An 18225-nucleotide genomic window follows, 5' to 3' on the forward strand; every position below is an offset into this window, starting at 1 on the left:
GCCTCAAGCCCGAAGGTCGGGGGCGCAGCCCGGGGAGGCGGGCGTCGGGCGAACGGCGGATGGTAAGCGATTCGCGCACCCGGGACGGGTGAGATACGGTCCCGGGTGCTTCTCCTCGGAACCACGGAAAAGCCCCACCCGGAGCCCACACGCGATGCACAAGGAGCCCATCATCGGCATCGACCTCGGCACGACGAACTCGTGCGCGGCGATCGTCGAGGACAGCGGGAACGTCAAGCTCATCCCCTACAAGGGCGGCGAGTACACCATCCCGTCCATCTTCGCCATCGACGACAAGGGCAACGAGCTCATCGGTTTCGAGGCGAAGCGCCAGTGGCAGCTCAACCCGCGCAACACCGTCTACGGTGCCAAGCGCCTGGTAGGCCGCGCCTACGGCAGTGATGTCGTCGACACGATGAAGAAGGTCGTGGCGTACAACATGCGCCCCGGCGCGAAGAACGAAGTCACCCTGGACGTGGGCAAGCGGGAGTTCACCCTCCAGGAGATCAGCGCCAAGATTCTGGGGAAGATCCGCGAGGTTGCCTCCAACTACCTGAAGATGCCGATCAAGCGGGCGGTGGTGACGGTGCCCGCCTACTTCAACGACCGGCAGCGCCAGTCGGTGAAGGACGCGGGCAAGCTCATTGACCTGGAGGTGGTGCGCATCATCAACGAGCCCACCGCGGCGGCGCTCGCCTACGGCGTGGGCAAGGGGCTGGCGGAGAAGGTCGTCATCTACGACCTGGGCGGCGGCACCTTCGACGTCTCCATCATTGAAATCCGCGACCGCGTCTTCGAGGTGAAGTCCACCGGCGGCGACGTGTTCCTGGGCGGCATCGACTTCGACAACGCCATCATCCACCACGTCCTCAAGGACTTCGCGGCCAAGACGGGCATCGACCTGGCCACGGATCCGGTGGCCATGCAGCGCATCAAGGACCTGGCCGAGCGCACCAAGATCGACCTGTCCGCGCGCGAGGAAGTGCCCTTCAACATCCCCTTCATCACGATGACGGCGCAGGGCCAGCCCCTGAACATCGAGATGAAGTTCACGCGCAAGATGCTGGAGCAGCTGACCAACCAGCTCGTGGACCGCAGCCTCCAGATGGTCGCGCGCGTGCTGGTGGACTCCGGCCTGTCCACGAAGGACATCGACGAGGTGATGCTCGTGGGCGGCCAGACGCGCATGCCCGTCGTGCAGGACCGGCTCACCAAGTTCTTCGGCAAGCCGCCCAGCAAGGGCGTCCACCCGGACGAGGCCGTCGCCATTGGCGCCGCGCTCTACGCGCACTCGCTCCAGGACGACACCAACCTGCGCATCCAGTTGTTGGACGTGATTCCCATGGCCATTGGCCTGGAGCGCGGTGACGGCGGCTTCCACGTCGTGTTCCCGCGCAACGCGTCCATCCCCAACGCCAAGCAGCTCCTGGCCACCACCAGCGTGGACAACCAGACGGAGCTCGCCATGCGCATCTACCAGGGCGACCACGACGTGGTGGCCCGCAACGACATGCTGGGCGAGTTCACCTTCTCCGGCATCCCGCCGTCCAAGGCCGGCACGGTGAACGTGGAGATCATCTTCGACGTGAACGTGGAGGGCATCCTCACCATGAAGGCGAAGGACCCCGTCTCCGGCCGCGAGATGAAGACCACCGTGCGCGTCACCCAGAGCTGACACGGAAGGGCCCGTGCCCGGGGCGCTGCCCGGGCACCAGAAACACCACGGCGCCCCTGCCAGTGAAGGCGAGGGGCGCCGGGTGGGAACACCGACCGCTTGGGGGAAACCTCAGGCGGTCTTCTTTTCCTTCTCCATGACGATCTGCGGAGGCTCGTGCTTGGTGATCACCTGTTCGGTGATCTTGCACTCCTTGACGCCCTCGCGGAACGGCACGTCGTACATGATCTCCAGCATGGAGTCCTCCATGATGGCGCGCAGGCCGCGCGCTCCGGAGTGACGGCGCATCGCCTCGCGGGCGATGGCGCGCAGCGCTTCCTTGGTGAAGGAGAGCTTCACCTTCTCGATCTCGAACATCTTCTGGTACTGCTTCACCAGGGCGTTCTTCGGGATCGTGAGGATGGTGACGAGGTCATCCTCCTTCAGGTCGTTGAGCGTCGCGATCATCGGCAGACGGCCGATGAACTCCGGGATCATCCCGAACTTCATCAGGTCTTCCGGCTCCGTCATCGCCAGCAGCTCACCCACGCTGCGATCTTCCTTGTGGGTGATCTTCGCGCCGAAGCCCAGGCCCTTCTCACCCACGCGGCGTTTGATCACGCCGTCGATGCCGTGGAAGGCACCGCCGCAGATGAAGAGGATGTTGGTCGTGTCGACCTGGACATACTCCTGCTGGTTGTACTTCTTGCCGCCCCGCGGGGTGACGTTGGCGCGGGTGCCTTCGATGATCTTCAGGAGCGCCTGCTGCACGCCCTCGCCGCCCACGTCGCGGGTGGCGCTGGGCATGTCACCCTTGCGCGCGATCTTGTCGATCTCGTCGATGTAGACGATGCCGCGCGCCGCCTTCTCCACGTCGTAGTCGGCGTTGTGGAGCAGGTTCTGGATGATGTTCTCCACGTCCTCGCCCACGTAGCCGGCCTCGGTGAGGCTGGTGGCATCCGCGATGGTGAACGGGACGTTGAGGAAGCGCGCCAGGGACTGGGCGAGCAGCGTCTTGCCGGAACCCGTGGGGCCGATGAGCAGGATGTTGCTCTTCTGCAGCTCCACGTCCTCGCCGGTGGGGCTCTTCACGCCAGGGCGTGGCCGGGCGGCGGGCTTCTTCTGGTAGATACGCTTGTAGTGGTTGTAGACCGCGACCGAGAGGACCTTCTTCGCCTGGTCCTGACCGATGACGTAGTCGTCGAGGAACGCCTTGATCTCCAAAGGCGTGGGCAGGCTGACCTGGGGCTTGCCCTCCTCGCGTTCGTTCTCGTCCGCGATGATGTCGTTACACAGCTTGATGCACTCGTCGCAGATGTAGACCGTGGGTCCGGCGATGAGCTTCCGGACCTCACGCTGCGACTTGCCGCAGAACGAGCAGGACAGGTTGACGTGGTGCTCCTTCTTCACTGCCGCCTCCGAAGTTCGCCAGGCCCCGGTGCGCCCGAGGCCTTCTCCGCCGACCACCGCACTCCAACACCCTCGAAACCGCCCACGTCTCAGACGGCTCCAGGCCCACCTGCTACAGGCCCTTGACCCACTATAGGGCCCTCCTCCCCAGGCAGGAAGCCCGGTGGGGGTGGCCCCTTCACGGAGCGTTCAGCCCCGGTCAGGTCGGTGTTGGATAACAGCGACTCAGGCGTCCGTCACGCTCGACGCGAGTTCTTCGACATCATCCGCCAGGGTGGCCGCCCGCTCGGCGACAGCGTTCGGCACCCGACGGCTTCCGGCCAGCTCGGAGGCGAGCTTTCGCGCCAGCTGCGCCAGTTTCCGCACCTGGAGGCTCTCCGGGGGCGGCTCGGGCGGCGGACGGGGGAAGCGCTCGGTGAACTCCTTCTTGAGTTCCGTGGGCGACTTCTCCGGGCTCCAGATGCTGTCGCGCAGCGACTTGTACTCGGTGGGTGACAACTGCCCCCGCTCCTCGGCGTCGGCCAGGACTTCCACCACTTCGAAGGCAGGCGCCTTCTCGGGGAATTCCTGCTGCTGGAGCTCTTCGGGGGCCTCGTGCTTGGCCAGGAAGCTGAACGAGCGCGTGAGCTTCAGCGCCGTCTGCTTCTTGATGTGCAGTTCCTTGAGGCAATAGGCCTCGAAGGTGGCGTGGCCCCACTCCTCGTATTTGGCCTCGTCCCGGACCTGGACGAGCAGCTTGCCCAGTTCCGCCCAGGTGGACTTGAACTTCTTGGCGGCCACGAGGACGGTGTGGCGGAACGTTCCCGGGGGGACGCTCAGGGCCTTCTTCGAGATCTCGACTTCGGCGACGGATGCGGCGGACATGCCCTTTCTATCGGGCACGTCCGGGGGGTGGGCAAGAAAGTCACCCTACCCGCGCTTGCCGATATTGAACGAAAGACCCACGGTGGCGCGCTCCCCGTCGTAGGACTTGAAGGGCCACTTCTTCAGCTCCGCGAAGAGGCAGTCGTAGAGCGGGCCCTGCTTGAACTGGGGGTTGTCCACCCACAGCTTCGCCACGCGGCCGTCGTTGCCGATGACGAACTCCATCGGAATCTTCGCGGCCAGGCCCGGCGTGCGCTCGGCCTCTTCCTTGAAGCAGCGGAAGAGCGTGTTCCGGCTGCCGGACACGACGCGGTTGATGGCGCCCTGGTCGAACTGCTGGGCCATCTCCAGGCCGTCGGGATCCGTGGAGACACTGCCCGTCCGGGGCGGACGGCTGGTGGCGCTGGCCACGGCGGTGCCCGCGGGCTTCGCCGTCGTCCCGGTGCCGGTGCCCGTACCAGGAGCGCGGTCCGGACGGCGCGGGTCGTTGGAGGGATAGGCGAACAGGTCCTCGTCCCCGGCGCGCGACTGGGCCAGCCGGATGGTGGGCGGGTCCATGGTGATGCCGTCGCCCTCCTCGCTCTGGCCGAACCAGCCGTACACGGCCGCGTTGCGCGCGATGTACCAGCCCGCGACGCCCAGCAGCAGCGCCACGCCGGCGGCGACCCCGCCCAGCACCTTCACGCGGCGTTGGTTCTTCGCCTGCTCCACGAGCATCGTCGCGGCGACGCGGCCCTGGGCCTCATAGCGCGCGATGTGCACCTGGAAGGCGGCGGTGTCCCGCAGCGTGCGGAAGTCCCGCTCACCCGCGGGCGCCACCGGGCTGTCCGGGGTCAGCTCCCCCGTGTAGAGCTTTTCGACCACCTGGGACCCGGTGATGGGCCCCAGCACCAGGTCGCCCTGGCGGAAAAGCCACTGCGCATCACTGTCCACCGCGAGTTCTTGTTGTCCGGCCAGCATTCGCGCGGGAGTATCGTGTGTCTCCCCGCGCCATCGCAACGCCGTGGCAAAGACTCCTTCCCGACGAATTCCCGCCGTACTGTGGACTTGGTACCGCGGTGGAAACTTCCGCGGCTTCCAGCGCCAGGTAGAGGGTCCGACCGTCCAGGATGCCCTGGAGGACGCCCTTGCCCAGGCTGGATCGCCCGCGACGGTGATGCCGTCGGGCCGCACGGACCGGGGGGTCCACGCCCGGATGCAGGTCATCAGCCTGCGCCTGAATGAGGACGTGGCTCCGGCCGAACTGCCCCAGCGGCTGTCGCCCTTCCTCTCCCCGGACGTGGGCCTGTGCGTCGCGAAGCGGCCGCCGGGGTCCTTCCATGCGCAGTGGAGCGCGAGCGGGAAGGAGTACCGGTACCGGCTGACGCTGGGCGCGCCACCGTCGGAGGCGTGGCGGCCGTATGCGCTGGACGTGGCGGAGGACGCGACACTCCAGGGCGAGCGCGCGGTGACGCCGGAGCGGCTGGAGGCCTTGCTCGCCCGCGCCGTGGGCACGCGGGACTTCACCGCGTTCCACGAGCGCTCGAGTCCCCAGAAGGCGCGCACGTTGGCCTCCGCCACCCTGCGCGAGCGGGGCGGTGGGCTGTACGAAGCATGCCTGGAGGGAGATGGCTTCGCGCGCTACCAGGTTCGGTACCTGGTGGGCAGCGCGCTGAAGGTGGCCGCGGGGCTCCTGTCCGAGGAGCAATGGCACGCGGCGTTGGATGCGGGCACGTCCCTGGCCGGCTTCAAGGCCCCGGCGCATGGGCTGGTGCTGTGGGAGGTCCGCTATCCTTCCGCGGTGGACCCTTTCGGGCCCGGCGAGCGCCTCCATCCGCCCGGTCTGCCCGACTCGCCCCCCTTCACGTGAAGGGGCGCCGGGATGAAGCGCGGCGCTTTTTCAGTCCACGAAGCGCGCTTCGTACTTCGCCAGCAGGTCCGAAATGGCCTCCCGCAGGTACTCGCTCTGACGGATGCGCGTGGCGCGCGACAGCTCCTTCAGGGCATCGAGCTTCTCGCGGTTGAGACGAAACACGACCGAGGTGAGGCGGGGATTCATGTCCAAGTGCGCGACCTCCTACAGATGCGCACACCTTCTCACAGAGTCGGACATCCGCAAGAATTTCTCACGATGCCGAGCCTACCGGGATGATCCACTGAAGCCCGGTGAAGACCTCGGTGTCCGCGCGCAGTCCGGAGCCGAACCCGAAGGTGAATCCGAGCCCGCCGTACAGCGCGAAATGATCCGAGAGGGTGTGTCTGGCGCCGAACCCTATGCGAGGCCCCAGCCACGGCCCAGAAATCGGACGCACGGAAACACCGAGATCAAAAAAGGTCTGCCAGGACTCGGATCCGAAGACGCTGCGGTAGCCGCCGATCAACGCCAGTTCCTCGCCCGGCCCCCCACCGGTGCTGCCCCGCACGAGGAGGAACACCTCGTCCTGGTCGTAGCCGACGGTGAGCCCCACGCCCAGATCCAGCTGCGCGGCGAGGCCGGACGCGGTGGCGCTGCCGCTGATCCGCTCCGTGTACGTGGCGCCGGGCCCCGCGAAGAGGATCAGCGAGCGGCGGTGCATGTACGGGCCGTCGTCCACGTATTCGGCGGCGACGGCGGGCGCGGCCCCCAGGATCAGCAAGAGGCTGGGGACGCGGATCAGGAAGGACGGAAGGCGGAAGGCCTTCACCCCACCACCGGGAGCGGGAAGCCCTCGGCCCTACCCTGCCCTGCCGACTGGGGGGTGATGCCGGCGGCCTCGTTGAGCCGCCCGGAGCGGAAGGGCTCCAGGTCCAGCGCCACGAACTTGAAGCCCAGCGACTTGAAGGCGCCGTTGATCCGCTCGCGCACGGCGGCCTCGAAGAAGCGCGGGTACTCCACGCTGTCCAGTTCGATGCGCGCCACGTCCTGGTGGTAGCGCACGCGGAACTGCCGGAAGCCCAGGGTGCGCAGCTCCGACTCCGCGGCGGCGATCTGCAGGAGCCGGTCGCGCGTCACCGACGTGCCGTAGGGGATGCGCGACGCCAGGCACGCCATCTGCGGCTTGTCCCAGGTGGGCAGCCCCAGCGCGCGGCTCCACGCGCGGATCTCATCCTTCGTGAGCCCGGCCCGAGCCAGGGGCGATTCCACCTTGTGCTCCTTGGCGGCCTTGTGGCCGGGGCGGTGATCCTTGAAGTCGTCCGCGTTGAAGCCGTCCAGCACCACCGACAAGCCCAGCTCCGCGCGCTTCGCCTCGCAGAGGTCGTACAGCTCCGTCTTGCAGAAGTAGCAGCGGTTGGTGGGATTGGCGGCGTAGTTGGGGTTCGCCAGCTCGTTGCTGGAGACGACGACGTGACGGGCGCCCAGACGTCCGGCCAGCTCGCGCGCCTCCTGCTCCTCTTCCGGGGCGACGGAGGCGGACAGCGCGGTGAGGGCCAGGGCGCGCTCACCCAGCACCTCCACCGCGACCTTGAGGACGAAGGTGGAGTCCACGCCGCCGGAGAACGCCACCAGGGCGCTGCCATGCGCGCGCAGGGATTCACGCATCGCCTCCAGCTTGGGGCGGGACGCGTCACACAGGGCCTGGATCTGCTCGGGGCTCAGCATGGGGGAACTCCTAAAACGGAAGGGCCCCGGATTGCACGCGCATCGCGCACGCAACCAGGAGCCCTTCGCGAAAGAAAGACGGATTCGACGACTACTTGGCCTTGCGCTTAGCGGCCTTCTTCGCGGCCGGGGCCGGCTTGCCCACCCGGGCGGCGCGGGTGGCAGGACGCGCCTTGGCACCCTTGGAACCCTTGTCCGCCTTGGGGGCCGCCACCTTCGCCGTCTTGGCGCCCTTGGCACCCACCATGCGAACCGGAGGATCCTCTTCGTCCTCGTCGCGGCGGGCCTTCTTGGGCAGCGGGTTGGCCTTCATCTTCTTGCCGGTGATCGTCTTCAGCTCGTCCGTGGACATCAGGCCGAGGTCCAGGAGCGCCTGGAAGATCTTCGCCGCGCCGTCCTCCACGGACTCCGTGTCGGAGTAGATGGTGACTTCGGGCGAGTTGGGCGGCTCGTACGGCTCCGTGATGCCGATGAAGTTCGGGATCTCGCCGTTGAGCGCCTTCTTGTAGCGACCGGTGGTGTCGCGCTCGATGAGCTTCTCCGTGGGGCAGTCGACGTAGACCTCCACGTACTTGCCCACCGCGCGACGCACCTCCTCGCGGCTCGACTTGTAGGGGCTCACGCAGGGAACGAGCGCCGCCACGCCATTGCGGCTCAGCAGGTTGGCCACGAAGCCCAGACGGCGGACCACCGTGTTGCGCTCATCCTTGGAGTCGCCGATGCCCGCCCACAGGTCGTTCTGGAGATCGCCTTCGTCGAGGATCTCCACGTTGCGCCCGACCTGCCGGAGGCGGGCCGCGATGTAGGCAGCCGTGGTGCTCTTTCCGGTCCCGGACATGCCGGTCAGCCAGAGGGTAAAGCCAGTGTTGGGGGCCATAAGGGTTCAAACTCCCTGCGTCCGGAGCGCTTTTTGCACGCGGCATGGGACGCGGCAGATCCACTAGACCGCTGCTTTATAGACGAAAACCCACTGACTTGACAATTCGGACCCACCTTTCCGCAGGTGGGGGTTCCAAGCGATCAAGTGCCTGCCCTTACAAGGGTTTTTCAAACCTGAAATCCGGCAGTGGGATCGGAACTCCCTGAAAATCGCCATCCATCCACTGAGAGGATGAGGCAGAGGTCGCCCTTCCCTCCTGGATGGAGATCACCTCATACGACACACCCGGCAGAAGTAGGACACCTCCTGGAGCGGCCTGCCGGCGGTCCTCGGCGGAGAAGGTGGCGGCGGTGTCGATGTGGGAGTGGAAGACGCTGACCAGGGTCTCCCGCCGCGCATCCGCCTCCAGGCAGACCCGGAGCCACGCGTCCGAGGCGAAGGCGTAGGCGACGCGCGGGGTAGGAGAAACGTTGGGCAGCGGCACGACGCGCCAGGGGCCCTCCTCCCCTTCCCCACCCTCTCCTTGAAGGATCACGCCGCAGCCCTCATGGGGCCACGCGGCCTCCAGGTGGTGGATCATCCGGGCGAGGACCTCCGGAGGGAAGACGGGGCCACGCATGGCGGATCAGGGCTTCGCGGCCTTGCAGCGCGAGCACTGGCGCGGCTCCAGGTGCGCCACCGCGCCCGGGGCGCTCAACCACCGGCCGCCCAGCGACGGGCCCATGCCCAACCGCAGCCGCTGGAACACCAGCGCGCCCAGTGCCCCCAGGGCCACGCCCAGGGCTCCGTCCGGCGGCGTCCCCAGGTGGCGCACCGTTTCACCAAAGCACCAGACGCACCCGTCGGCACCCCGGAACACCACCGCGCCACGCGCGCCGTCACCGCCCAGCGCGACCCAGGGCGCCTCGCCGCTCCACGCCGCGGGCAGCTCCGCGAGCAGGCCGCCCCCGGGTGTGCCCGCCGCGTCCGGGTTCACCTCCGGCACCACCTGCGCCAGCATCGCGTCCACCGGCCGGCCCACGTCGTGCGCCGAGGCCAGGAACCCCGGCGACCAGGGGCCCATCGTCAGCCCTCCCACGCCCGTCACCGGCGTACCTCCTCCAGCCAGGTATGCCGTCGCGGTGAGGCCGGACGCGCCCAGGCCGTCCACCCGCGCGCCGCCCGACAGCAGGGCCTCCTGACCGCGCCCGCCCACCTCCCTCAAGAGGATCTGCCGGGAGTAGCGCAGGATCTGATCCTCGCTCAGTGCCATGCGGCCTTCAGCCTCCCGCCATGGCGGGGATGAGGGTGATCCGGTCCGCGTCCTTCACCGGGGTGTCCAGCGACTGGAGGGCGCGCACGTCCTCGTCGTTGAGGAAGATGTTCACGTACCGGCGCACCGCCCCGCGCTCATCGAGGAGCCGGGTGCCCATGCCGGGGTAGCGCGCGTCCAGGTCGCTCAGCACGTCGCGCACGGTGGCGCCCGTGGCCTGCACCTCGGACTGGTTGCGCGTCAGAGTGCGCATGGGGGTGGGAATGCGAACCGTGGCCATGATCACTTCCCCTGCTTTCGAACCAGCAACCGGTGGGTGCCGTCAGCGCGCGGCTCCAGCGACACCACCTCGTGGCCCTCGTCGCGCGCGCTGCGGGGCACGTTCTTCAGGGGCTCCTCGCCCTTGAGGAGCACCTCCAGCAGCGTGCCCGTGGGCAACGACTCCAGCTTCAGCTTGGTGCGCACATAGGTCATCGGACACACCTCGCGGGTGATGTCCAACGTCGCCGTCATGTCGGGCATGCGGTGTCCTCCTGGGACGAAGGGAATGGGGGCAGCGACTGGATGCCACACCCCGGACAGTCCGGCGCGCGCGTGACCTTCACCGTGCGCCCCTCCAGCGTCGCGCCGTCGAGCACGTGCAGGGTGGCCTCGCCGCGCGTCCGGCCCGCGGCGCCCGCCAGCAGCTCCAGCGCGAGCAGCGCCTGCACCGCGCCGATGAGCCCCGCCATCGAGCCCAACACGCCCGCCTGCGCGCACGTGGGCACCGCGTCCGCCGGGGGTGCTTCCTCATAGAGGCAGCGCAGGCACGGCCCTCCGGGATCGATGCGCAGGGCCTGTCCCTGCATGCGCAGCACGCCGCCGTACACCAGGGGCACGCCGGTGAGCACCGCCACGTCCGACAGGAAGAACTTGGTGGCCACGCCGTCCGTGGCGTCCACCACCAGGTCGTGCGCGCGGAAGAGGGCCTCCGCGTTGTTCGCGTCCAGCCGTTCGGGCAGGGCCTCCACGCTCAAGGTGGGAAAGGCTCGCAGCAGGCCGGCGGCGGCGGAGTCGGCCTTGAAGCGGCCCACGTCCCCGGTGCGGTGCCAGAGCTGGCGGTGCAGGTTCGTCACGTCCACCCGGTCCGGATCCACCAGCGTCAGATGGCCCACCCCGCCCTGCGCGAGCGCCAGCGACGCCGGACAGCCCAGGCCGCCCGCGCCCACCACCAGCACGCGGGAGCGCTCGATGCGGGTGGCGTGGGGAATGCGCGCGTGGTGGTCGGTATCAGGGTGGCCGTGCATGGGACTGGTGCTCCGCGAGGATCGAACGAATATGGTGCGGCGACTCCACGTCTGGATTCCAGGACGTTCCCGAAGCCTTCACTCCGTTGTCGCCACCGCCGCCGTCACAAGCGGCCCTCACCAGCCAGGACATATGAAAAACCTGACCGGCGCGCTCGTGTTTTCCACCCTCCTGTCCCTGGCTGTCGGCTGCCACAAGAACACCGGCGAGAGCCCGGACGCCGCCACCCAGACGGGCACCGTCCGCGAGGAGCTCAAGTCGGGCACCCCCGACGGCACCCAGCCCACCGCCGAGGCCGGCACCCCGGACTCGGGGGGAACCACCGCCTCCAGCTTCGACTCGGGCGCCAGCGACCGGCTGGCCCTGGAGTCATGCGTGGACGGCTGGCTCAAGTCCCACAAGCTGGACCGCTACGGCAGCAAGGAGGGCACCATGTACGCGGGCGGCACGCCCCTGTTCGACGAGCGCACCGGAGAGAGCCGCGACCGCCTGGAGTTCGTCTTCAAGCAGCAGCCGCAGGCGAAGGCGGCGTGCGTGGACGCGGGCGCCGGGAAATAGCGCCCGCCCCCGCCCTCGCCCGGCAGGCAAGACGACCGATTGGCTCCGGGAATTCCGCTCCCTGGGGAACGTCCCGTAAGCTGCCGGGCGCATGGACAGCGAGCTGAGAGACGGCGAGCAGCACCCGGCCCACGACCTGCGGGCCCGCGTCCGCGCCGTCCTGGAGCGCCGCAACCTCACGGACAACGTGTCCGCGGAGCAGGCGGCCGCCTCCTGGGAGCAGGACCGCTTCGTCGCCCGGGCCCGCGCCCTGTTCTACGCGCGGATGATGTTCCTCACGCTGGGCCTGCTCATCCTCGCGGTGCCCGCGTGGAGCGGCTACTTCGGCTTCAGCGGCCCCATCTCCTTCGTGGGCTACTTCGCGATGCTGCTCTACAGCGTCGCGAACCTGCTCGTCATCGACCACCCGAAGGCGGGCCGGTGGGTGACGTACCTCACGCTCTGCTTCGACCTGCTCATCACCGTGGTGCTCATCGCCCGGCCCCAGGTGGGCGGCGGACTCCAGAGTCCGCTGCTGGCGACGCAGCTCTTGTTCACCACGCTCTTCGCCATCCTCTTCCCCAAGCCGCTGGCCATCCTCCCGCCGCTGCTGGCGCTGCCCGTCACCACGCGGCTGGACCTGCTGTTGGACAGGTCCGTGACGGCGGTGGAGCTGCTCACCCTGCTCTGGTACCTGGGCCTCAACTTCATCATCGTCTACGTGCTCGTGTACCTGAACGAGCGCGAGGCCACCGCGCACCGCGAGGTGGTCTCCCTGCAGGGTGACTTGAAGGAGCTGGCCGTGGTGGAGGAGCGCAACCGGCTGGCGCGGGAGATCCACGACGGCCTGGGCGCGTCCCTGTCCTCCATGATCATCCAGGCCGAGTACATCCTGAACATGGCGATGGCGCGCGAGGACGACGGGCTGCGCTCGGAGATCCGCGAGATGAAGGCCACCGCGGAGGAGTCCATCGAGGAGCTGCGCCGCAACCTGCGGATGATGCGCGACGACTTCGAACTGGCGCAGGGCCTGGAGGACTACGTCAAGACGTTCCGCGATCGCACCGGCCAGGAGATCCGCTTCGAGCGCACGGGCCTGACGCGCAAGCTGCCTCCGGACGCGCAGCTCGCGCTGTTCCGCATCCTCCAGGAGTGCCTGTCCAACGCGGCGAAGCACGCCGAAGCGAAGGAGGTCCAGGTGCGCCTGGACTTCAGCGCCGAGGGCGTGCACCTGGTGGTGCGCGACAACGGCAAGGGCTTCGACCCGGGCCGCACGCCGCGCGGACACTACGGCCTGCTCAACATGCGTGAGCGGGCGATGAAGCTCGGTGGTTCCATCGTGGTGGACTCGGCGCCTGGCGCTGGCGCCCAGGTGGCCTTTTCCCTTCCCTGTCTTTCAGCCTGACGCACCCGGAGCCCCGCCCCGTGGACCCGACCCCTGCCGCCCCCACCCTGCCCATCCGCGTGTTCGTCGTGGAGGACCAGACCAAGATCCTGAAGAACCAGCTCCGTCTCTTCGAGGGCCACCCGGACATCGACATCGTGGGCACCGCGCTGTCCGGCGAGGCCGCGATGGAAGAGGTGGAGCGCGCGGCGCCGGACGTGCTGCTGCTCGACCTGGGGCTGCCGCGCATGAGCGGCATCGACGTCACGCGCGAAGTGAAGGCGCGCTTTCCGAAGATGGAGATCCTGATCTTCACCATCTTCGACGAGGAGGACAAAGTGCTGGAGGCCGTGAAGGCGGGCGCCTCCGGCTACCTGCTCAAGGGCGCGACGGTGGACAAGATCGTCGAAGCCATCAAGGAGGTCCGCGCCGGGGGCACCGTCATCCAGCCGAACCTCGCGCGGCGCCTGCTGCGCCACTTTCGCGTGGAGCCGGACTCCAGCCCCGTGCCCACCGAACCGTTGGCCGTGGCGCCCTCCGCCGTGGACCCCGCGCCGGCACCGGCCCCCCAGGACACCTTCGCGCAGGAGCCCCTGCTCAAGCCCCTGTCGGATCGCGAGCGCGAGATCCTCCAGCTCATCGCCAAGGGCGTGTCCAACAGCGAGGCGGCCCGGCTGCTCACCCTGTCGAAGGCCACCATCCGCACGCACCTGGAGCACATCTACCGGAAGCTGGAGGTGACGAACCGCGTGGAGGCCGTCACCGAGGGCATCCGCAAGGGCCTCATCTCCGTGTAGTGGCGGACGCGGCCTCGCGCTCCGGGCGGAAACGCCCGCATGCGCGGGGTCCGGGCGTGGACTCCCTGATGCGTTGAGTCCCCACTTTTCACAGCCGACGCAGTGCGTGGCCTCTACAGTGGGGGAACTCTTCGTTCCAACCCTGGAGCCCCACCATGGACGTCCGCGCCGCCGTCGCCTTCGAGGCCGGCAAGCCCCTGAGCATCGAAACCGTGCACCTGGAGGGCCCCAAGGCGGGCGAGGTGCTGATTGAACTCAAGGCCACCGGCCTGTGCCACACGGATGAGTTCACCCGCTCCGGCGCGGACCCGGAGGGCCTGTTCCCCGCCATCTTCGGCCACGAGGGCGCGGGCATCGTGGTGGACGTGGGCCCCGGCGTCACCAGCGTGAAAAAGGGCGACCACGTCATCCCGCTCTACACGCCGGAGTGCCGCGGCTGTAAGTCGTGCCTGTCCCAGAAGACGAACCTGTGCACGGCCATCCGCGCGACGCAGGGCAAGGGCCTGATGCCGGACGGCACCAGCCGCTTCCGCCTGGGCAAGCAGGCCATCCACCACTACATGGGCTGCTCCACGTTCGCGAACTACACGGTGCTGCCGGAGATCGCCGTCGCGAAGATCCGCGAGGACGCCCCCTTCGACAAGGTCTGTTACATCGGCTGCGGCGTCACCACCGGCGTGGGCGCAGTGGTCTACACGGCGAAGGTGGAAGCGGGCGCGAAGGTCGTCGTCTTCGGCCTGGGCGGCATCGGCCTCAATGTCGTGCAGGCCGCGCGCATGGTGGGCGCCGACATGATCGTCGGCGTGGACCTGAACCCCGCCCGCAAGGAGATCGCGGAGAAGTTCGGCCTCACCCACTTCGTCAACCCGAAGGACGTGGAGGGCGACCTCGTCCCGTACCTCGTCAACCTCACCGGCGGCGGCGCGGACTACAGCTTCGAGTGCATCGGCAACGTGAAGACCATGCGCCAGGCGCTGGAGTGCTGCCACCGCGGCTGGGGCGAGAGCATCATCATCGGCGTGGCAGGCGCGGGGCAGGAGATCAGCACCCGGCCGTTCCAGCTCGTCACCGGGCGCGTGTGGAAGGGCAGCGCCTTCGGCGGCGCGCGCGGCCGGACCGACGTGCCCAAGATCGTGGACTGGTACATGGACGGGAAGATCCAGGTGGACCCGCTCATCACCCACACACTCAAGCTGGAGGACATCAACCACGGCTTCGAGCTGATGCACCGGGGCGAGTCCATCCGCAGCGTGGTGAAGTACGCATGAGCGCCGCGCCCACGCTCGTCAGCGAGCACGCGTGCTTCGGGGGGACACAGTCCTTCTGGAAGCACGCGTCCGAGGCCTGCGGCGGCGAGATGCGCTTCAGCGTCTTCACCCCGCCCCAGGCGAAGCACGGCAAGGTCCCAGTCCTGTATTACCTGGCGGGCCTCACCTGCACCGAGGAGACCTTCCCCGCCAAGGGCGGCGCGCAGCGCGTGGCGGCCGAGCTGGGCCTGATGCTCGTGGCGCCGGACACCAGCCCTCGCGGCGCGGGCATCCCGGGTGAAGACACCGACTGGGACTTCGGCACCGGCGCGGGCTTCTACCTGGACGCCACCCAGGCGCCGTGGAACGCGCGCTACCGCATGGGCACGTACGTCACGAAGGAACTGCCCGGCATCATCGGCGCGCACTTCCCCGCGCGCATGGACCGCGAGGGCATCTTCGGCCACTCCATGGGAGGACACGGCGCGCTCGTCACGGCGCTGCGAAATCCCGGCCGCTACCGCTCGGTGTCCGCGTTCGCCCCCATTGGCGCGCCCATCCGCAGCCCCTGGGGCAAGAAGGCCTTCGGCGGCTACCTGGGCCCGGATGAGCAGACCTGGCGCGAGTACGACGCCACCGAGCTGCTCCGCTCCGGCAAGCGCGTGCCGGCGCTGCTCGTGGACCAGGGCACGAAGGACAAGTTCCTGCCGGATCAGCTCCACCCGTCCTTCCTCAAGGACGCGTGCGACGCGGTGGGCCAGCCCCTCACCCTGCGCATGCAGGAGGGCTACGACCACGGCTACTACTTCGTCTCCACGTTCATGGAAGACCACCTGCGCCACCATGCGGCAGCCCTGAACGCGGCCTGAAAAGGCACCCCGGCGCGCCCCAGACAGGCCTGGGGCGCGCCTGCTTGTGTGTCAATCCCCTTCCCTCCCCGGCCTGGACGTGGGAGGCGTGGGGGCATGAGTGCAACTTTCAAGTCCCTGGGCCTGTCTCCCGAAACGCTGGGTGCCGTGAAGCGCGCCCGCTTCGGTACCCCCACGCCCATCCAGGCGCAGGCCATTCCTCCCGCGCTTTCTGGCCGTGATGTCATCGGCTGCGCGGCCACCGGTACCGGCAAGACGGCCGCCTACCTGCTCCCCATGATTGAACGCTTCGCGGGGGAGCGCGGCACGCTGGGGCTCATCCTCGCCCCCACGCGCGAGCTGGTGCAGCAGGTGGCCGAACAGGCCCGCTTCTTCGGCGAGCCCCGGCGCGTGCTGCCCATCACCATCATCGGCGGCGAGGACATGAACGCCCAGGTGGCCGAGCTGAAAGAGCGCCCCACCCTCATCGTCGCCACCCCGGGCCGTCTGGTGGACCTCTTGGGCATCAAGGCCGTGAACCTGTCGCACATCCGCACGTTGGTGCTGGATGAGGCGGACCGGATGCTGGACATGGGCTTCCTGCCGCAGATCAACCAGATCCTCCAGGCGCTGCCGCGCAAGCACCAGACGCTGCTGTTCTCCGCGACGCTGGGCGCGGACGTGGCGCGCTTCGGGCAGCGCGCGCTCAACAAGCCCGTGCGCGTGGAGGTGACCCCCAGCGGGACGCCCGCGCCGCGCGCGGATCAGCACCTGTACATGGTGAAGCCCGAGGAGAAGTGGCCGCTGCTGCTCACGCTGCTCGCCGAGGACGAGGCGAGCGCGCTCGTGTTCGTGCGCACCCAGGCCCGCGCGGACAAGATGAAGGAGCTGCTCGCCGCCGCGGGCCACAAGTCCGCCGCCCTGCACGCGGGCCGCACGCAGGCCCAGCGCAAACAGGCGCTGGAGGGCTTCCGCCGGGGGCAGTACCGCTGCCTCGTGGCCACCGACCTCGCCGCGCGCGGCCTGGACGTGGACGACATCGGCCACGTCATCAGCCTGGACATCCCGCATGGGCCGGAGGACTACGTGCACCGCATCGGCCGCACCGCTCGCGCGGAGGCCAGCGGGCGGGCGTCACTGTTCGCGCTGGACGTGGAGCGCCGCACCCTGCGCGACATCGAAAGCATCATCCGCCAGGAGCTGCCGCTCGCGGAAGTGCCTCGCAAGAGCCCCATCTTCCGCAAGGAGATGGAGGCGTTCCTCGCGAAGCAGCGCGACCCGGGTCCTCCCCAGGCCGACCATGGCCGCTCCACCCGGGCCGCGGATGCGACGCCCGGGCGCCATGCCCGCTCCCACGGCAAGGGCCAGAAGAAGGGCCCCGACCGTCAGTGATCGTGGTCCTCACCGGGGCCGTGCGCGTGGCCGTGCTCGAGTTCCTCGGGCGTCGCCGCGCGCACTTCCTTGATGGTGACCTCGAAGTGCAGCTCCTTGCCGGCGAAGGGGTGGTTGAAGTCCACCAGCACGGTGTCCTTCTTCACTTCCTTCACCAGGAAGTCGACCTCGTCCCCGTCCGGATCCGTGGCGCTCAGGATGCCGCCGGCCTTGATCTCCAGGTCCTCGGGGAACTCGGTGCGCGGAACTTCCTCGACGCCTTCCGGGTCGTAGTCCCCGTATCCGTCCGCCGCGGAGACGGTCGCCTTCAGCGACTCACCGGCGGCCTTGCCCTCCAGGGCCTTCTCCAGGCCGGGGACGATCTCCTCGTAGCCGTGCAGGTAGACGAGCGGATCTCCCGCTTCGCTCTCATCCACCACGACTCCGTCACCGAGGTGGAGCTTGTAATCAATGGCGACAACGCTGTCCTTGCCGATTTTCATGGGGCCCTCATAGCGCATTCAGCCATGCCTCGGTGGAAGGATGATGACCACCGTTACCGCGTGCACAACGACGTCCTACCAACGGATGCGCAGCTCGAAGCGGCCCGTACCGGTGTCGCTTTCCAGCACCACCGTGGGACTCGCGGCCCCGGACTGACGCAGCGCCTCTTCACAGCATCCCGCCGCCGCTTCCGCCGGGAAGGGGTAGCCCTGGAACGTCACCCGCCAGTCCTTCGGCGCAAGCTCCGTGGATTGAATCTCCACCGGCTCCATCACCGCACGGAAGCTCAGCGCCACCCGCTTCATCGCGCGCTCGGGGCCGGCCACCTTCAGGGCCACGTTCACCACCTTGCCCACCAGCGTCTCGAAGAAGCCGCGCACCAGGTCGCGCCCCATCTGCCGCAATGCCTCCTGGGGAGGCCGGCCCGCGTAGGCATACGCGAGCACCAGGTTCTGGCACCTCAGGAACACCGACGCCGGGTAGGAGGCGCGGGGCCGGTCCGGGTCGTACCCCGCCGCCGCCAGCCGCTCCCGCAGCGACGCGTCCATCCGGACGCAGCGCAGGAGCGACTCGAACAACGTGTTCTGGATGACGACCTCGGCCGGGGACATGTGCGCTCGAAGTGTGAAAA

General features: G+C 68.6%; 22 protein-coding genes. 8 read left to right on the forward strand and 14 right to left on the reverse strand.

Annotated elements, in window-relative coordinates; genetic code table 11:
* Window positions 1–154: 154 nt before the first annotated feature.
* Window positions 155–1675 (forward strand): Hsp70 family protein, encoded by a 1521-nt coding sequence (locus tag OV208_RS39805; protein ID WP_267579200.1) that lies wholly within the window; start codon window positions 155–157, stop codon window positions 1673–1675.
* 111 nt (window positions 1676–1786) lie between these two features.
* Here the strand turns inward: OV208_RS39805 and clpX are convergent, their stop codons facing one another.
* The 3 genes from clpX to OV208_RS39820 all read right to left on the reverse strand — a co-directional run bounded on the left by clpX (window position 1787) and on the right by OV208_RS39820 (window position 4888).
* Entirely contained in the window at window positions 1787–3064 is a 1278-nt protein-coding gene (clpX, locus tag OV208_RS39810) for an ATP-dependent Clp protease ATP-binding subunit ClpX (RefSeq protein ID WP_267579201.1), read from the reverse strand.
* Between the two features lie 225 nt (window positions 3065–3289).
* A complete protein-coding gene (locus OV208_RS39815) occupies window positions 3290–3928 on the reverse strand; it encodes a hypothetical protein (protein WP_267579202.1) in 639 nt (212 codons plus the stop codon).
* 45 nt (window positions 3929–3973) lie between these two features.
* The gene (locus tag OV208_RS39820; RefSeq protein ID WP_267579203.1) at window positions 3974–4888 is read right to left on the reverse strand and encodes an AgmX/PglI C-terminal domain-containing protein; all 915 of its coding nucleotides are present in this window, start codon (window positions 4886–4888) and stop codon (window positions 3974–3976) included.
* A gap of 196 nt (window positions 4889–5084) precedes the next feature.
* Between OV208_RS39820 and OV208_RS39825 the strand changes: the two genes are divergently transcribed.
* The gene (locus OV208_RS39825; protein WP_420715100.1) at window positions 5085–5777 is read left to right on the forward strand and encodes a tRNA pseudouridine(38-40) synthase TruA; all 693 of its coding nucleotides are present in this window, start codon (window positions 5085–5087) and stop codon (window positions 5775–5777) included.
* A 30-nt stretch (window positions 5778–5807) separates the two neighbouring features.
* Here the strand turns inward: OV208_RS39825 and OV208_RS39830 are convergent, their stop codons facing one another.
* From OV208_RS39830 to OV208_RS39870, 9 genes are all read right to left on the reverse strand, one after another.
* Entirely contained in the window at window positions 5808–5972 is a 165-nt protein-coding gene (locus tag OV208_RS39830) for a ribbon-helix-helix domain-containing protein (RefSeq protein WP_120533031.1), read from the reverse strand.
* Between the two features lie 61 nt (window positions 5973–6033).
* Window positions 6034–6591: a hypothetical protein gene (locus OV208_RS39835; protein ID WP_267579205.1), complete on the reverse strand. Its 558-nt coding sequence runs from the start codon at window positions 6589–6591 to the stop codon at window positions 6034–6036.
* The gene (gene larE / locus OV208_RS39840) at window positions 6588–7487 is read right to left on the reverse strand and encodes an ATP-dependent sacrificial sulfur transferase LarE (protein WP_267579206.1); all 900 of its coding nucleotides are present in this window, start codon (window positions 7485–7487) and stop codon (window positions 6588–6590) included. Before larE ends, OV208_RS39835 begins: the two co-directional genes overlap by 4 nt.
* 91 nt (window positions 7488–7578) lie before the next feature.
* Entirely contained in the window at window positions 7579–8364 is a 786-nt protein-coding gene (cysC, locus tag OV208_RS39845; RefSeq protein WP_267579207.1) for an adenylyl-sulfate kinase, read from the reverse strand.
* 157 nt (window positions 8365–8521) lie between these two features.
* A complete protein-coding gene (locus tag OV208_RS39850; RefSeq protein WP_267579208.1) occupies window positions 8522–8986 on the reverse strand; it encodes a Mov34/MPN/PAD-1 family protein in 465 nt (154 codons plus the stop codon).
* Window positions 8987–8992: 6 nt separating this feature from the next.
* Window positions 8993–9619 (reverse strand): ThiF family adenylyltransferase, encoded by a 627-nt coding sequence (locus OV208_RS39855; protein ID WP_267579209.1) that lies wholly within the window; start codon window positions 9617–9619, stop codon window positions 8993–8995.
* A gap of 7 nt (window positions 9620–9626) precedes the next feature.
* Complete coding sequence (locus OV208_RS39860) at window positions 9627–9899, reverse strand: MoaD family protein (RefSeq protein WP_267579210.1); 273 nt, start codon at window positions 9897–9899, stop codon at window positions 9627–9629.
* Between the two features lie 2 nt (window positions 9900–9901).
* On the reverse strand, window positions 9902–10141 hold the full coding sequence (locus OV208_RS39865) for a sulfurtransferase TusA family protein (protein ID WP_120544336.1): 240 nt from the start codon (window positions 10139–10141) through the stop codon (window positions 9902–9904).
* Complete coding sequence (locus tag OV208_RS39870) at window positions 10129–10905, reverse strand: HesA/MoeB/ThiF family protein (protein WP_267579211.1); 777 nt, start codon at window positions 10903–10905, stop codon at window positions 10129–10131. Before OV208_RS39870 ends, OV208_RS39865 begins: the two co-directional genes overlap by 13 nt.
* A 133-nt stretch (window positions 10906–11038) precedes the next feature.
* On the opposite strand from OV208_RS39870, the gene OV208_RS39875 reads away from it, so the two are divergent.
* The 6 genes from OV208_RS39875 to OV208_RS39900 all read left to right on the forward strand — a co-directional run bounded on the left by OV208_RS39875 (window position 11039) and on the right by OV208_RS39900 (window position 17111).
* On the forward strand, window positions 11039–11464 hold the full coding sequence (locus OV208_RS39875) for a hypothetical protein (protein ID WP_267579212.1): 426 nt from the start codon (window positions 11039–11041) through the stop codon (window positions 11462–11464).
* A 91-nt stretch (window positions 11465–11555) separates the two neighbouring features.
* Window positions 11556–12848 (forward strand): sensor histidine kinase, encoded by a 1293-nt coding sequence (locus OV208_RS39880; RefSeq protein ID WP_120533040.1) that lies wholly within the window; start codon window positions 11556–11558, stop codon window positions 12846–12848.
* Window positions 12849–12868: 20 nt separating this feature from the next.
* Window positions 12869–13624, forward strand: a complete 756-nt coding sequence (locus OV208_RS39885; RefSeq protein ID WP_267579213.1) for a response regulator — start codon at window positions 12869–12871, stop codon at window positions 13622–13624.
* Window positions 13625–13779: 155 nt separating this feature from the next.
* Window positions 13780–14892, forward strand: a complete 1113-nt coding sequence (locus tag OV208_RS39890) for an S-(hydroxymethyl)glutathione dehydrogenase/class III alcohol dehydrogenase (protein ID WP_267579214.1) — start codon at window positions 13780–13782, stop codon at window positions 14890–14892.
* Window positions 14889–15740 carry an S-formylglutathione hydrolase gene (fghA, locus tag OV208_RS39895; protein ID WP_267579215.1) on the forward strand — a complete coding sequence of 284 codons (852 nt, stop codon included), beginning with the start codon at window positions 14889–14891 and terminating at the stop codon, window positions 15738–15740. Before OV208_RS39890 ends, fghA begins: the two co-directional genes overlap by 4 nt.
* Window positions 15741–15836: 96 nt before the next feature.
* Window positions 15837–17111: a DEAD/DEAH box helicase gene (locus OV208_RS39900; protein WP_267579216.1), complete on the forward strand. Its 1275-nt coding sequence runs from the start codon at window positions 15837–15839 to the stop codon at window positions 17109–17111.
* Here the strand turns inward: OV208_RS39900 and OV208_RS39905 are convergent.
* Window positions 17105–17593, reverse strand: coding sequence for an FKBP-type peptidyl-prolyl cis-trans isomerase (locus OV208_RS39905; RefSeq protein ID WP_120545432.1), 489 nt, complete (start codon window positions 17591–17593; stop codon window positions 17105–17107). The two genes, OV208_RS39900 and OV208_RS39905, sit on opposite strands and share 7 nt — an antisense overlap.
* 75 nt (window positions 17594–17668) lie before the next feature.
* Window positions 17669–18205, reverse strand: a complete 537-nt coding sequence (locus OV208_RS39910; protein WP_267579217.1) for a DUF2378 family protein — start codon at window positions 18203–18205, stop codon at window positions 17669–17671.
* Window positions 18206–18225: the final 20 nt, after the last annotated feature.

The organism is Corallococcus sp. bb12-1 (assembly GCF_026626765.1).
Classification (GTDB): domain Bacteria; phylum Myxococcota; class Myxococcia; order Myxococcales; family Myxococcaceae; genus Corallococcus; species Corallococcus terminator.

What these genes read in the sequence shown, in the direction of transcription:
- OV208_RS39805 (WP_267579200.1), top strand. Translation starts at nt 155, where the DNA reads ATGCACAAGGAGCCCATCATCGGCATCGACCTCGGCACGACGAACTCG.
- OV208_RS39815 (WP_267579202.1), bottom strand. Translation starts at nt 3,928, where the DNA reads ATGTCCGCCGCATCCGTCGCCGAAGTCGAGATCTCGAAGAAGGCCCTG.
- OV208_RS39820 (WP_267579203.1), bottom strand. Translation starts at nt 4,888, where the DNA reads ATGCTGGCCGGACAACAAGAACTCGCGGTGGACAGTGATGCGCAGTGG.
- OV208_RS39825 (WP_420715100.1), top strand. Translation starts at nt 5,085, where the DNA reads ATGCCGTCGGGCCGCACGGACCGGGGGGTCCACGCCCGGATGCAGGTC.
- larE (WP_267579206.1), bottom strand. Translation starts at nt 7,487, where the DNA reads ATGCTGAGCCCCGAGCAGATCCAGGCCCTGTGTGACGCGTCCCGCCCC.
- cysC (WP_267579207.1), bottom strand. Translation starts at nt 8,364, where the DNA reads ATGGCCCCCAACACTGGCTTTACCCTCTGGCTGACCGGCATGTCCGGG.
- OV208_RS39850 (WP_267579208.1), bottom strand. Translation starts at nt 8,986, where the DNA reads ATGCGTGGCCCCGTCTTCCCTCCGGAGGTCCTCGCCCGGATGATCCAC.
- OV208_RS39855 (WP_267579209.1), bottom strand. Translation starts at nt 9,619, where the DNA reads ATGGCACTGAGCGAGGATCAGATCCTGCGCTACTCCCGGCAGATCCTC.
- OV208_RS39860 (WP_267579210.1), bottom strand. Translation starts at nt 9,899, where the DNA reads ATGGCCACGGTTCGCATTCCCACCCCCATGCGCACTCTGACGCGCAAC.
- OV208_RS39865 (WP_120544336.1), bottom strand. Translation starts at nt 10,141, where the DNA reads ATGCCCGACATGACGGCGACGTTGGACATCACCCGCGAGGTGTGTCCG.
- OV208_RS39870 (WP_267579211.1), bottom strand. Translation starts at nt 10,905, where the DNA reads ATGCACGGCCACCCTGATACCGACCACCACGCGCGCATTCCCCACGCC.
- OV208_RS39875 (WP_267579212.1), top strand. Translation starts at nt 11,039, where the DNA reads ATGAAAAACCTGACCGGCGCGCTCGTGTTTTCCACCCTCCTGTCCCTG.
- OV208_RS39880 (WP_120533040.1), top strand. Translation starts at nt 11,556, where the DNA reads ATGGACAGCGAGCTGAGAGACGGCGAGCAGCACCCGGCCCACGACCTG.
- OV208_RS39890 (WP_267579214.1), top strand. Translation starts at nt 13,780, where the DNA reads ATGGACGTCCGCGCCGCCGTCGCCTTCGAGGCCGGCAAGCCCCTGAGC.
- fghA (WP_267579215.1), top strand. Translation starts at nt 14,889, where the DNA reads ATGAGCGCCGCGCCCACGCTCGTCAGCGAGCACGCGTGCTTCGGGGGG.
- OV208_RS39900 (WP_267579216.1), top strand. Translation starts at nt 15,837, where the DNA reads ATGAGTGCAACTTTCAAGTCCCTGGGCCTGTCTCCCGAAACGCTGGGT.
- OV208_RS39905 (WP_120545432.1), bottom strand. Translation starts at nt 17,593, where the DNA reads ATGAAAATCGGCAAGGACAGCGTTGTCGCCATTGATTACAAGCTCCAC.
- OV208_RS39910 (WP_267579217.1), bottom strand. Translation starts at nt 18,205, where the DNA reads ATGTCCCCGGCCGAGGTCGTCATCCAGAACACGTTGTTCGAGTCGCTC.